13 protein-coding genes and 1 pseudogene are annotated in these 13,574 nt (G+C 54.8%); 11 read left to right on the plus strand and 3 right to left on the minus strand.

Features of this window, described 5'->3' with window-relative positions:
* The first annotated feature begins 297 nt into the window (after positions 1-297).
* Genes DXA36_RS14490 through DXA36_RS14505 form a run of 4 tightly spaced genes read left to right on the plus strand, consistent with a single transcriptional unit; the run spans position 298 to position 4,930 of the window.
* Positions 298-786: an NADH-quinone oxidoreductase subunit NuoE family protein gene (locus DXA36_RS14490; RefSeq protein ID WP_118680258.1), complete on the plus strand. Its 489-nt coding sequence runs from the start codon at positions 298-300 to the stop codon at positions 784-786.
* Positions 776-2,704, plus strand: a complete 1,929-nt coding sequence (locus tag DXA36_RS14495; protein WP_118680259.1) for an NADH-quinone oxidoreductase subunit NuoF — start codon at positions 776-778, stop codon at positions 2,702-2,704. Before DXA36_RS14490 ends, DXA36_RS14495 begins: the two co-directional genes overlap by 11 nt.
* A gap of 31 nt (positions 2,705-2,735) precedes the next feature.
* Positions 2,736-4,478, plus strand: a complete 1,743-nt coding sequence (locus DXA36_RS14500) for a [FeFe] hydrogenase, group A (RefSeq protein ID WP_118680260.1) — start codon at positions 2,736-2,738, stop codon at positions 4,476-4,478.
* 26 nt (positions 4,479-4,504) lie between these two features.
* Positions 4,505-4,930, plus strand: a complete 426-nt coding sequence (locus DXA36_RS14505) for a VOC family protein (RefSeq protein ID WP_118680261.1) — start codon at positions 4,505-4,507, stop codon at positions 4,928-4,930.
* Positions 4,931-5,071: 141 nt separating this feature from the next.
* On the opposite strand, the gene DXA36_RS14510 is transcribed toward DXA36_RS14505, so the two are convergent.
* The 3 genes from DXA36_RS14510 to DXA36_RS14520 all read right to left on the minus strand — a co-directional run bounded on the left by DXA36_RS14510 (position 5,072) and on the right by DXA36_RS14520 (position 8,594).
* The gene (locus DXA36_RS14510; RefSeq protein ID WP_118680262.1) at positions 5,072-5,650 is read right to left on the minus strand and encodes an NUDIX hydrolase; all 579 of its coding nucleotides are present in this window, start codon (positions 5,648-5,650) and stop codon (positions 5,072-5,074) included.
* A gap of 111 nt (positions 5,651-5,761) precedes the next feature.
* Complete coding sequence (locus DXA36_RS14515; RefSeq protein ID WP_118680263.1) at positions 5,762-6,619, minus strand: hypothetical protein; 858 nt, start codon at positions 6,617-6,619, stop codon at positions 5,762-5,764.
* 133 nt (positions 6,620-6,752) lie between these two features.
* Positions 6,753-8,594 carry a beta-L-arabinofuranosidase domain-containing protein gene (locus DXA36_RS14520; RefSeq protein WP_118680264.1) on the minus strand — a complete coding sequence of 614 codons (1,842 nt, stop codon included), beginning with the start codon at positions 8,592-8,594 and terminating at the stop codon, positions 6,753-6,755.
* Positions 8,595-8,693: 99 nt separating this feature from the next.
* On the opposite strand from DXA36_RS14520, the gene DXA36_RS14525 reads away from it, so the two are divergent.
* The 7 genes and pseudogenes from DXA36_RS14525 (at position 8,694) to DXA36_RS34415 (ending at position 13,573) form a co-directional block, all read left to right on the plus strand.
* Positions 8,694-9,467, plus strand: coding sequence for a helix-turn-helix domain-containing protein (locus tag DXA36_RS14525; RefSeq protein ID WP_118680265.1), 774 nt, complete (start codon positions 8,694-8,696; stop codon positions 9,465-9,467).
* A 788-nt stretch (positions 9,468-10,255) separates the two neighbouring features.
* A complete protein-coding gene (locus DXA36_RS14535; RefSeq protein ID WP_118680267.1) occupies positions 10,256-11,215 on the plus strand; it encodes a ParB/RepB/Spo0J family partition protein in 960 nt (319 codons plus the stop codon).
* A 320-nt stretch (positions 11,216-11,535) separates the two neighbouring features.
* On the plus strand, positions 11,536-11,892 hold the full coding sequence (locus DXA36_RS33565; protein WP_243114657.1) for a hypothetical protein: 357 nt from the start codon (positions 11,536-11,538) through the stop codon (positions 11,890-11,892).
* Positions 11,889-12,170 (plus strand): DUF5720 family protein, encoded by a 282-nt coding sequence (locus DXA36_RS14545; protein WP_118680268.1) that lies wholly within the window; start codon positions 11,889-11,891, stop codon positions 12,168-12,170. Before DXA36_RS33565 ends, DXA36_RS14545 begins: the two co-directional genes overlap by 4 nt.
* Positions 12,171-12,176: 6 nt before the next feature.
* Positions 12,177-13,070, plus strand: a complete 894-nt coding sequence (locus tag DXA36_RS14550) for a DUF6017 domain-containing protein (protein ID WP_118680269.1) — start codon at positions 12,177-12,179, stop codon at positions 13,068-13,070.
* Positions 13,071-13,117: 47 nt separating this feature from the next.
* Positions 13,118-13,348: pseudogene (locus DXA36_RS14555) on the plus strand (DUF7768 domain-containing protein); the annotation flags it as partial.
* A gap of 90 nt (positions 13,349-13,438) precedes the next feature.
* Positions 13,439-13,573, plus strand: a complete 135-nt coding sequence (locus DXA36_RS34415) for a hypothetical protein (RefSeq protein ID WP_330425035.1) — start codon at positions 13,439-13,441, stop codon at positions 13,571-13,573.
* Position 13,574: the final 1 nt, after the last annotated feature.

A 13,574-nucleotide genomic window follows, 5' to 3' on the forward strand; every position in this document is an offset into this window, starting at 1 on the left:
TGAGTTTTTTTATCAAATTTCATAGAAATTTAATGGTACATACCATGGTTTTATGGTAAAATATTAAAACCATTGCTGATCATCTGCCCGGCCGCAAAGCCAGGCAGTCCATCTACTGACAGCAGGCGTCCTATACCCCGCAGTAAGCCATGGGGTTACAAGAAGGAAAATTTTAATGGAAAGCAGGGGTTACCCTGCGGACAGCTGCCGGAATACCTCTTTCCGCCGGCCTTGGGGCAAAGCCTGAAATGCCGGCTGTTTTCCCGCAGCATTTCCGCACGAACGAAAGGAGTTCACATGTTAACGCAAGAAGAAATCACCAGCCTCGATGAGATTCTTTCAAGCCATGATTACGACAGTTCTTCCGTTATCGCAGTCATGCAGGACATCCAGAAGAAGTACCGTTATCTTCCCGAAGAAGCGCTTACCTACATTGCCGGGAAGCTGAAGCTGAGCGAAGCCAAGATCTACGGCGTTGCCACCTTCTACGAGAACTTTTCTCTGGAACCGAAGGGCAGATATGTCATCAAAGTATGCGACGGCACTGCCTGTCATGTCCGTAAATCTATTCCCATCCTGGAGGAGTTCCGGAATATCCTGGGCCTGTCCGAAACCAAGCACAATTCGGACGATATGCTTTTTACCCTGGAAACCGTATCCTGCCTGGGAGCCTGCGGTCTGGCGCCGGTATGCACCGTTAACGATAAGGTACATGCCGCCATGACACCGGAAAAAGCACGAGAACTCATAAGCGAACTGAGGGAGGAAGCAGCCAATGAGAATTAACAGCCGCGACGAATTAAACCACTTGCAGGAATACTACAGCAGCCGGGTGAATGCCCAGAAGAAACGGATTCTGGTCTGTGCGGGAACCGGCTGTGTGGCAGGCGGCTCCCTTCTGATTTATGACCGCCTGAAAGAGCTTATGGAAGAAAAAGGAATCTGCTGTGAGGTAGTCTTAGAGGAAGAGCCTCACGATCCTTCCCTTCATTCCGCCGGAAATGACGGCTGCGGCTGCAAGGATCAGCCCGTCGGCCTGAAAAAAAGCGGCTGCCACGGCTTCTGTGAAATGGGGCCGCTGCTGCGCATCGATCCGGAAGGGCTTCTGTACATAAAGGTAAAAGTGGAAGACTGCGAGGAAATCATCGAAAGAAGCATTCTGAAGGATGAAATCGTGGAGCACCTTGTTTACCAGGATCAGTCCCTCAAATCCTATCCCAAACAGGAAGATATTCCTTTCTATAAGAAACAGACCCGTGTGGCCCTGGAATACTGCGGCCATATCAATGCGGAATCCGTAAAGGAATACATTGCCGAAGGCGGCTACAGCGCCGTGGCTAAGGCTTTATTTGATATGACTCCCCAGCAGATCGTGGATGAAATCACAGACTCCTGCCTGCGTGGCAGAGGGGGCGGCGGATTCCCCACCGGCCGTAAATGGGCGCAGGTGCTCCGTCAGCCCGAAGAGATTAAATATGTCGTCTGCAACGGCGACGAAGGGGATCCGGGCGCATTCATGGATCGTTCCATGATGGAAGGCGAACCCCACCGTGTGCTGGAAGGTATGCTTATATCCGGTATCGCTACCGGTGCACATTATGGCTATATCTATGTGCGCGCGGAATATCCGCTGGCTGTATCCCGTCTTCAGAATGCCATTGACCAGGCCATAGAAATCGGCCTCCTGGGTGAAAACATCCTGGGTTCCGGTTTTGATTTCACCGTTAAAATAAGCCAGGGGGCGGGTGCATTCGTATGCGGCGAGGGAAGTGCCCTCACCTCCTCCATCGAAGGGAACCGGGGCATGCCCAGGGTAAAACCCCCCAGGACTGTGGAAAAAGGGCTTTTCGAAAAGCCAACCGTCCTGAACAACGTGGAAACCTTCTGCAACGTAGCTCCCATTATCCTGAAGGGCGCCGACTGGTACAAGACTATGGGGCCGGCAAACAACCACGGCACCAAAGCCTTTGCCCTTACCGGAAATGTCAATAATACCGGACTCATCGAGGTTCCCATGGGAACCACTCTCCGGGAGGTTATTTTCGACATCGGCGGCGGTGTAAAAGGCGGCGATTTCAAAGCGGTCCAGATCGGCGGCCCCTCCGGCGGCTGTCTGTGCATCAGCGCCACCGAGGATCACCTGGATATGCACCTGGATTTTGATTCCCTGAAAAAAGTGGGCGCCATGATCGGCTCCGGCGGCCTGGTTGTCATGAACGACAAAAGCTGTATGGTGGAGGTTGCCCGCTTCTTTATGAATTTTACCCAGAACGAATCCTGCGGCAAATGCGTTCCCTGCCGGGAAGGCACGAAACGTATGCTGGAGCTTCTAACCGATATCACGGAGGGCAGGGGAACCATGGAGCATCTGGATATGCTCGGGGAACTCTCCCAGACCATTTCCGATACCGCTTTATGCGGCCTTGGAAAAACAGCCGCTTTCCCGGTTGTCAGCACCATGAAATATTTCCGCGAAGAATACATTGCCCACGTTGTGGATAAAAAATGTCCTGCCGGACAATGCAAGGCGCTTGTCAACCTGCAAATCGATCCCGACCTTTGCAGAGGCTGTACCAAGTGTGCAAGGCTCTGTCCTGTGTCCGCTATTACGGGCGAACTGAAGAAGCCCCATACTATCGATGTCAGCAAATGTATCAAGTGCGGCACCTGTAAGGACGGCTGTCCATTCCATGCAATTTACTGATTTCATGCAATCGCATAAAGGAGAATCTGAAATGGCAAAATACATGATTATTGACGGCATAAGGGCGGATTTCGACCAGGAAAAAAATATCCTGCAGGTAATCAACAGCGTGGGAATCCACGTACCCACCCTTTGCTATTATTCCGACCTTTCCATTTACGGCGCCTGCCGTATGTGTATGGTTGAGGACGAGCGCGGCAACCTGATTGCCTCCTGCTCCACCCCTCCCAAGGATAAAATGTCCATCCGTACCAATACCCCCCGCCTGCAGCATCACCGCAAAATGATCCTGGAGCTGCTGCTGGCCTCCCACTGCCGGGACTGTACCATATGTGAAAAGAACCAGACCTGCCGCCTGCAGGAGCTGGCAGGCCGTCTGGGACTGACGGACGTTCGTTTTCCCAATACAAGAACCCCTCAGCCCGTGGACGATTCCTCGGTGTCCATCGTGAGGGATCCCAGCAAATGTATTCTCTGCGGCGACTGTGTGAGGGTATGTAATGAAGTACAGCACGTGGGAGCTATTGATTTCGCGGAACGCGGCTCCTCCATGGTGGTCACTCCCGCCTTCGGCAAGAAACTGGCGGAGACCGACTGTGTGAACTGCGGCCAGTGTGCGGCCGTATGCCCCACTGCAGCAATCAAGGTAAAAACCAATATGGATAAAGTATGGCGCCACCTCTACGATCCGGCCAAACGCGTGGTGGTACAGGTTGCCCCTGCCGTCCGTGTGGCCCTGGGAGAAGCCTTCGGCCTTCCGCCCGGTGAAGACAGCATCGGCAGGATTTTCACCGCCATCCGTATGCTGGGCTTCGATGCCGTTTATGACACCTGCGTGGGCGCCGATCTGACCATTATGGAAGAAGCCCGGGAGCTGGCGGAAAAGCTGGAAAGCGGCGACGGCCGTTTCCCTCTGTTCACCTCCTGCTGCCCCGCCTGGATACGCTTTGCGGAAACCAAGCATCCGGATATCATGCCCTACATCTCCACCTGTAAATCACCTATGGAAATGTTCGGCGCGGTGTTAAAGGAATACTATAAGGAAAAAGACGCGGAAGAAGAACAGGAAACAATTTCCACAGAGATTGTTTCCCAAGAAACAATCTCTGTTGCCATCATGCCCTGTGTGGCAAAGAAAATGGAAGCGGTACGGGAAGAATTCAAACGAAACGGTGTCCCGGACGTTGATTATGTACTCACCACAAAAGAACTGATCCGCATGATCCGGGAAAGCGGCATCCAGTTTGACGAAATCGACCCCGAAGCCCCCGATATGCCCTTCTCCATTTCCTCCGGCGCCGGCGTTATATTCGGCGTTACCGGCGGTGTTACCGAAGCGGCCCTGCGCCGTCTGGTACAGGAAAAGAGCACCCAGACCCTGCGCGATATCAAATTCTCCGGTATCCGCGGCATGGAAGGCGTGAAGGAAGCCATCGTGGAAATGGATGGCCGTACCCTGCGCATCGGTGTGGTAAGCGGGCTGGGCAATGCCGATGATTTGCTGGAAAAAATCAAGAGCGGGGAAGAGCATTTTGACTTCGTAGAGGTTATGGCATGTCCGTACGGCTGTATCGCAGGCGCCGGCCAGCCCTTCTGCCACAAGGTGGATAAAAAAGAACGTATGGCCGGAATGTACCGCTCCGACAAAGCAGCCCCCATCAAACGAAGCGAAGAAAACCCTGTCATATTCAATCTCTACAACGGCGGACTGCTGGAAGGCAGGGAGCATGAACTGCTTCATGTCCATTATGCCGGGGCACACGTACACGAGTAAATCCGGCGTTACCGGGAGGGGACCCTATGATAATCACACCGAATTTTCATTTCCAGGGAGACTGTGAAGAAGCCATGAATCTGTACCAAAAGGCTTTCCATGGGGAAATCACCTGTCTCCTGCATTACCGGGATGCCAATCCCCGGGATTACGTTGCCGACAGCCGGTCAGGCGGCCGTGTCTATCATGGAGAAATGCTTCTGTACGGAATCCGGGTGATGATGTCTGACATGGAACCCGCAGAAATAGCGGAAAAGCCGGTTTCACCGCCCTTATCCCTGGTGGTAACCATGGATACAAAAGAACAGGTGATGGAGGCTTATGAAGTCATGAAGGAGGGAGCGGTTATCCGGCAGACGCCGCAAAGCACCACCTACAGCTCCTGCTTCGTTTCCCTGATCGATCGGTTCGGGATACGGTGGGAAATCATGACGGAGCAGACTCTGCAGTAAAAACCTTTCGTCCCAAAAGAATAATACCCCTGTTGGAAGCTTCGTTTTTTCCGAAGTTTCCAACAGGGGTACTTTTATGTATTCATCCACGGATTAGCACAAAACGCCTCCGGCATTTGTATATCTCACTCTGACGGCTCCTTATACCGTATTTTCCGCCGGCCCCGGATACCTTTTCCGGAATACCTCTTCCAGCGCATCCGTTTCCCATGGAAAAATACAGTATCCCGGCGCCCCTGCTGCCGCCAGCTCCTTCAGCTGCTCAAAAGCGATCCAGCACACGCCTTCCACCTCTTCCTCCTGCAGCGTAAGCTCCTCTTCCCTGACGGGCTTTTCATACAAAAACAGCGCGGAGATTTCCCTGTCCAGGACATGGACCCCGCCGAAGTAATCATCCACCTGACAGGGATAAATACCCGCCGGGTACAGATCCTCCTCCTTCGCCTCCAGCCCCAGCTCCTCCTCCAGCTCCCGAAGCGCTCCCTCTGCAAAACTGTCCCCTGCCGATAAATGCCCCGCACAGGAAGCATCGTAGCATCCCGGAAAAGTTTCCTTCCTGCTGCTTCTCTTCTGCAAAAGCACCTCTGTTTTTCCGCCGTTTTGCCGTACCAGCCAGATGTGGGCTGTTCCATGCCAGTCCCCGTCCCTGTGGACGGCGCTTCTTTCCTTCACTTCCCCCGTAAGCACCCCTTCGGGCGTGCGGATATCAAACATTTCCATTCTGTTTTCCTCATATGTGTTTCTGTCGGTAACTGTGATGGGGCAAACCGTTACTTCTGTCTTAGGTAAACACTGCAGCAGCCCGGAAGGCTGCTGCAGATGAGTCCGGTCTTATTGTATCACAAAGAAAATATCACTGGCAAAGGGTCCGTCACCGCCGTAATATATCTTGCTGTTTCCCATATGGTCAGCAACCGAAACCCGTTTGATCCGATAGGTACCCGCTTCCTTCGTCTGGCTCTTTTTGATGGTGCCGGAATAGAGCATATCTCCCTGATATTCCAGGTCGATGCTGATCGCTTTTCCCTTTTCATTCTCAAAGCGCACCGCAACCGTGTCCACACCGGAAAAATCATCCGCAACCGCAGCGGTCACCGTAAGCGGCGACTCCTTTGCCGCCTGTACGGGAGCAACCGTCACCGCCCCCAGTACAGGAGGGGTTTCATCCAGCACCGCCACACCGTTTGCAATGGTAAAACCCGCCGTAAACGGAAGGGTCTGGTATTTGTCATTTTCCTCCCGGTCCTCCGCCCTGCAGTATTTCAGGTAAGCGCCGTTGGTATCCTGCAGGATCACCTTATCCAGCACATAATTGCCGGCAGGCTCATAAATGCTCATCGTTATCCATCCCGCATACACACCGTTGGCATAGTCCCTGTCCCGGAGTATCTTGGTAACGCTTCTGTCATTTACCGGATTTTTAAACTGGATATTAATATGATCGATCCCCGCAGTTCCCGGAAGCGCCTGTACAGCCACATAGACCTTCAGCTCATTCCCTTCCGCCGTCATGCTGCCCGCGGCAACCGCGCCAAGAAGCATACCGTTTCCGGGGGCTTCACCGGCAGCGGGTTCCCCCAACGCCTGCGGCGCGGGTTCCTCCGCCTCCGCCGGTACGGGCGGGAACAGACTTGCCGCTGCCAGAACCGCCGCTGCCGCCATTGCTGTCATTCTGTAACCTTTTTTCATCCGCTCACTCCTTTTCCCTCTGAAAAAGTATATCATACTCTTTTTTATTTTATCATATCCCCTGCAAAAGAAAAGATGATTTTCAGGAAATGAAGCGGTTTGAATGGAAGCGGTTCTGTTTTCCGCCCGCAGCTCAGTCCCCGATAAAAGGCATTTCCGTCATACGCAGGTTGGTGCATCCATAAGGCTGCAGATACATGTCCTCCGGCTCTCCCAGGGCAATCCGTTTTGAAGGCTCCACATGGCAGACGCCGCCTTTCTCCTCCCAGGGCACCTTTACCATTTTCGTTTTCAGGCGCACCGGAGGCTTTTCCACGGAGAACGGATAATCTCCCATGTTTTGCGGAATGACTTCAAAGTATTCCGAACAGAAACCATAATTCCAGTCTGAAACCGGGGTGAATTCGTAATCACAGTAAGGTGCCTTCCGCTCCACTCCGTTTCTGCTGTATTCCAGCAGCCGGCATTCCGCCTTTACAGGCAGGGAATAGACAAAAGGCCCGCGCACGGCGGCTCTGGCTCCAAAGGGCCGTTCCGCCAGCTTTGTTTCATAAGAAAAACGGACGATAATGCGGGTACTGCCTTCCCAGGTCCTGTGGAGCCTGAAAAAGCTTCCCGGCTCCGCTTTTTTCCCATCCACCCAGGCTTCGTCGGCAAAGCCTGGTATCCGGAGAAGAAGCTCCATGGTCACAGGCCGATCGGCAGTCACCTCGATCACCGCCTCATCGCGGAACGGATACTCGGACACTACCTGAAGGCAGATTGCCGTCCCGTCCCGCATCACCTGCGCCCGGGCAGGCACCATGGACATCACCGCCAGCCCCTCCCGGCTCTGCATCAGCGTCGATAAAGCGAATTTGGGCCAGGCCTGGTTGAAATTCGCCGTACAACATCCGAAATTAGGCTCCAGGCCAAACATATGCGCTTCTCCGGTATTGGAATTAAAAGGAACCTCTTCCTCAGGAATTCTCCGGCCGCTGATCTGATTGGTCATCTGTACGTACTGATGCGCCCACATATCCGGTGTTGTCGTAGCCGGAAGACAGTTAAAGGCTTCTTTTTCCAGCAGATCCCCCCAGAAGGAATCGCCTGTCACCGCCAGAAGGATCTCGCAGGAATACATGGCTTCCGCCACGCTGCAGCATTCGCTTCCCTGGACGGGCGAATCCCCGGACAGGCATTCATCCCCCGTAAAATGTCCTGTCACCATACTGTTATACCGCATCACCTTCTGATACATCTTCCGGGCGAAGGCATCCCCGTCCTCCCCGGTGACAAGAGACATCAGCGCCCTGGATTTCAGCGCCATTGCCGTATTCACCACATGATTCAGCTGCGTCCAGTATTTGTCTGCAGCAGGATGTCCGAAGTCAAAATGTTCATAAAGCTTTTCATAATCCAGCCCCTGGGCATCCAGAACATACATGAGCTGAAGCATCCATTCCTCCGGACGCCTTTCATAAAGCCACAGAAGAGGGATCAGACATTCGTACCACCTCGCCGCTCCCCAATTAAAAAGGGTGTTGCGGGTTATGTGCCCCAGCAGGTTTTTCATAGCCCGGCAGACCGCTGACTCGATCCGCTCATCCCCTGTACAGTCATGATAGAGCACCAGTACCTTACATATTAAAAAAGCCGCCCATACATCATAGGTCTCTCTCTCTTCTTTCGGGCACGGACAGATCCAGCCGTCCTCCTCCTGCCGGTCCAGAATCGCATCTATATATCGTCCTGCCCTCTTGATCAGATCCTCATCCTCCAGCAGATAAGCAAGCGGGATGAAACCGTCCAGCCAGTAAGGCACCCGTTCCCAGCCCTCCTTGTCACCGCCGATCCATTTGCTGTCGCGGATATCCGGCCAAATCAAATCCAGGTGGCCTGAAAGCCCTTCCGCCTGGATTTCCAGCTGCCGCTTCAGCCATCCCTGCGGCTTCAGCTCCTTTGCGGTAAGCGGAATAAATTTTTTTGTTTTCATCCTTCCATCTCCTCATTCTTTTTGTTCCTTTTTTTCTGTAAATGTTTTATTCTGTAACTATAGAGCAACCTCAACCCTTTCAGGAAAGGCGGTTATGCTATGGAAACTATTTTTCTCTCTCCTGCACCCATGCCCTATCTGACAGACTGCCAGCTGAAACGTTTCGGCATAAATGAATACCACTGTTCCCGTTTCTGCGGATACTTTGTCCTCATTTTCATGCTCAAAAATACCCTGCAGTTTACCGAGAATGAGGTAATGACCACCCTCCGTCCGGGCGATTGGTATATCCAGAAGAAAAACACCTGGCAGGACGCATCTCTTCCCAGTCCCAAGGCGGAATACTACTACATCCACTTTGAAGCCTCCTATACCGAGGATCGCACCAGCCGGCTGATGCTGCCTATCCGCGGTACCTTCCGCCCCGTCCTTTTCCTTCCGCTCCTTCAGCATCTGGAACGCCTTCGGAACCAGACCCCCTGCAGCCACCTGGAGCTTCAGAGTGAATTTTTCAGACTGCTTGGCCTGCTGTATACCCAGGAACAGTCCTATACCCCGCTGACAGCCGCTCTCATGCGTTATGTAAATGAGAACTATGCTTCCCGCATCACGGGGGAACATCTGTCGGAAATTTTTCATTATTCCTCCGAATATATCGATAAGAAAATGAAGCAGGAGCTGGGTATGACACCCCACGCCTATCTCACCGCCATACGCCTGCAGAATGCCAAAAAGCTTTTGGAACGCACCGATCAGCCCATTCAGAAAATTGCCCTGGAATGCGGCTTTTCCGACAACTCCATATTCTACAAGGCCTTTAAGAAAAGCTTCTCCCTAAGTCCCAGCGAATGGCGGAAAAAAGGCAGCAGGTAAGGCTTGTGTGAACGGTTTCGAAAAATACCGGTTTTTGCACCGGCACACCGATACCATACCTCTATCATAGTATGAAATTCCTTTGTTTTTAAGTTCAAAAACAGGAGAATACATTGCAAAACTGGTACTAAAAGAGCCGGACTGTTACAGGCTACGCTGGCGGGGAGAAACCGGATAACGCCTATGAGTATAAAATCAACATCAAGATGGCGGCCTGTTTGGTGAAAAATTTCCGGCGACACAAAATGCAAGCGGTAAACCGCTTATAGTGGATGAGAAGGCCGTCTGAACTGTTACCGTGATGGCTTTTCGAGATACTTTTCTTTCCTGCAATGTCTTTCTATTTTTACTAAAGATTGATATAATCAGACGCAAATTGGAGAGCAAATAGAAACTCAGACAAATCGGAATTTCCACTCGCTAGTTTTCTAAGGTTTCACGGCGTGTTATAGCTTACCGCAAAAAGAGGCGGAAAGCCGCATGGACACAAGGATTTATGCGAGTGACCTCATTGTTCGCTGTTACCAGATTTTGTAGCTTTCCATGTGCTTCACGGGAGCTGGCAAGGGAAAAATCAAGGGAAAACCCGTAAAAGGACGTAGCAAAATGGGACTGTGTGATGTGTTGCAGATTCCCCCTCCATCCCCTCGGTTGACAGCGAACAGCAGAATCAAACGCAACGGGCATCGGTGAGCGATGCCCGTTTTCCATCTCCGAAAAAGTTAATAGACACCACCAGAGGACGTTCATGTTGAGCGTCCTCTTTTCATTTCAGGGAGGTGTAGGAAATGAGCGATACAGCAACGGCCACCCCCAAAAAGAGGGGGAGAAAACCGGCGCAGGATAAGCCCTCCGCGCCGGAACGGGAGGAACGTGTGGTATGGCTCCCGCTGGGGGAGCTGCACCCGTTCAAGGGCTACCCCGCGCTGCGGGGCATCATGCCGGGGAATCAGCCGTACCATGTGCGGGACGACGACCCTTCCATGCTCCAGATCACCGCGACGGTGAAGGAGCGGGGCGTCCGTCAGCCCGGATTTGCGAGGCCCGACCCTGAGGGCGGGTATGAGATTATCGCCGGAGAACGCCGCCACCGGGCCAGCGAGCTGGCTGGCCTGAAAGATATGCCGGTCATCATTCGGGAAGTGAGCGACGAGGAGGCCGTCACGGATCTGGTGGACAGCAATATCCAACGGGAGGACGTGCTTCCGAGTGAGCGCGCCTGGGCGTATCGGATGCGGTTGGAGGTCGAAAAACGGCAATCCGGGAGGCCGCAAAATAATTCGCCGAAAATTTCGGCGAATTATCGCAGCGACGATGAAATCGGGAAATCACTTGGCATCAGCGGGGACATCCTGCGCAATTATGCCTCGCTGACGGAGCTTCTGCCGGAGCTGCTGCAAATGGTCGATGACGGAAAAATCGGCCTCTCCCCGGCATATCAGTTGGCGGTGCTGCCGAAGGACGAGCAGGCGCCGGTGCTGGACGCGATGGCGTATTCGCAGAACACCCCCTCCGTGTCCCAGGCCCAGCGGCTGAAGAAAGCCAGCCAGGAGGGGGTGCTGACCCCGGAGGCCGCGCGCGCCGTCATGTCGGAGGAAAAAGGGCCGGAGACGGACAAGGTGACGTTCTCCACGGATAAGCTCCGCAAGTATTTCCCCAAGAGCTACACCCCGCAGAGGATGGAGCAAACCATCATCAAGCTGCTGGAGGCGTGGATGAAAAAGCGCCAGCGCGACCGGGAGCTATAAAATCAAATATCAAAACGGACGGGCCGGACAAGTATTTTACTCTTTGTCCGGCTGTTTTCATGTCCGGAGATAGGAGGAAATCATTTATATCAATACATTCAGATACTCGCCGGAGGACGTGGACTGCAAGCTCTGCACGGAGTATCGGAAAAAGACGGGGTGCGCCGCCTGCACCTGCCCGTGGCTGGCCGAGCGCACTGAGGCCGGAGTGATCGGCTACCGGGAGGCCGTCATGGAGACGTTCAGCGGCTGCTCCGCCCTGCTGCCGCGCCTGCATCTGCTGGTGCGGCTCTTTCCGGGGGCGCTGCGGGACGTGGCGCATGGAGGGGATGCAGGCCCGCCTTGGCTACCGCCGCCACCGGGACACCCCGGCCTTCCACGCGGCGCTGTATCTGCTCACCGCAGACGAGGATATCCTCGCCCGCGCCGCCAACTGCTTCTGCAAGCACGGCATGGAGTTTGGCTACGCCTGTCTGCGGGGCGTCTCCCCCCACGGGTACACCCTGTTCATGGCGGCGAAAAGCATCTGCACCGGCGCGCCGGGGATCGGCCTCAATGACCTCGCGGACATGGAGGTGGTAGACCCGGAGGCGCTGCGCCTCGTGGTCAACGCCGTCCTCATCACCCGGTACGGCCCCGCCGCCCTGGGCCTCCGGGAGAGGGGGCGCACCGCATGAACCGCATCCCTGACAAGCCGGGTATCAAGGGGCATGGCCTCATGGCCGTGGAACGCTTCGCGGACGATACCCTCCACATGGCCGAGTTCGATGTGCTCTCCCGGAAATCCACCCTGGGCGGCAGGGGCGACACTGTGCGGCTGTTCCTCTCCGACGAGGGGTACGCCCAAGTTTTGGCCGCCCAGCGGCGGGGAGAGATCAGGATTTGCCGCCACTCCCGTATCATCGAGGGCCACATCCTCCCCGAAAAGCCGAAAAAGCGGCGGCGCGGGAGGTAGCGAGTTATGGCGGTCTTTCGAGTAGAACGGACGCGGGACTACACCGTAATGAGCAACCACCACCTCAAGGACACCGGCCTGACGCCGAAATCCAAGGGCCTGCTGTCCATGATGCTCTCCCTGCCCGACGAGTGGAACTACACCACGCGGGGCCTCGCCGCCATCTGCAAGGAGGGCGTGGACGCCATCGGCGCGGCGCTCCGGGAACTGGAACAGGCCGGGTACATCGAGCGGCACCAGCTTCGCGGCGCGGGCGGGCGCATTACCGACACCGAGTACATCATCTACGAGCAGCCCCGCCCCAGGCCGGACACACCGACCCCGGAGGGTGCGCCGCATACGCCTCCACCGGGTATGGCTTCACCAGATACGGAAAATCCGTATCTGGACAGGCCGGATATGGAAGCGCCACATCTGGAAACCCCCGCGCAATTAAATACTAAGAAATCAAATACTCAAAAATCAATTACTTATCCATCAAGCACTCATTCATTCGTTCCTTCCCCGCTTGCGGCGGAGGGAGGGACGGAAGGAAAGAATGACATCCTTGCGGAGAGAGAAAAAATCAGGGAGCAGATCGAGTACGAGTACGTCTGCACCCCGTACAACCGGGAGCAGGTGGACGAGTTCGTGGAGCTGATGCTGGAGGTGGCCCTGTCCCGCAGCCCGACCATGAAAATCGGGCGGGACGTCGAGTACCCCACCGCCTTTGTGCAGGAGCGGTTTTCCCAGCTCACGTCCTCCCACATCGAAAAGGTGCTGGACGGCATCAAGGACAACACCACCCGCGTTTGGAACACCAGGGCCTATCTGCTGGCGGCGCTGTTCAACGCCCCGGCCACCACCGACAACCACTACACCATGCTGGTGAATCACGACTTCCATCACGACGGCGGCTGAACAGGCCGCCATTTTTCATGCCCGGAATCGGAAGAAAGGAAAAATCCATGAAAAGACTTTTGGCCTATATCACCGCCCCCCGGGGCGAGGACGAGTACGAGAACACTGAGAACGCCGCCAAGTATTGCCGCGCGGTCTACGACGCCGGTCTCTCGCCGGTCTGCCCGCTGCTGTTCCTGCCGCTGTTCCTCAAGGACGGCATCCCCCAGGAGCACAAGGACGGCATCGACACGGCCCGCGACTACCTCCGGCGCGCCCATGTGCTGGTGGTCTGCGGCGGCAACTGAGCGCCCGCCACGCCCGCATCCGGAGACCTCCTGCCCCGGCCTTTCCGCCCTGCAATCCCACGGAAAGGAGTGTGATGGCACATGCAGGAGGATATTGAGCAGCGGACGCTGACGCTCATCATCAGCGGGAGCAAGTTCACCGGGCGTCTGCTGAAAGCCGCCATTTCCAAATATCTGGCCCACCGCAAGGAGCAGAAGCTGCACAAGGGCCGATGAA

This window comes from Eisenbergiella sp. OF01-20, from assembly GCF_003478085.1.
GTDB lineage: Bacteria > Bacillota > Clostridia > Lachnospirales > Lachnospiraceae > Eisenbergiella.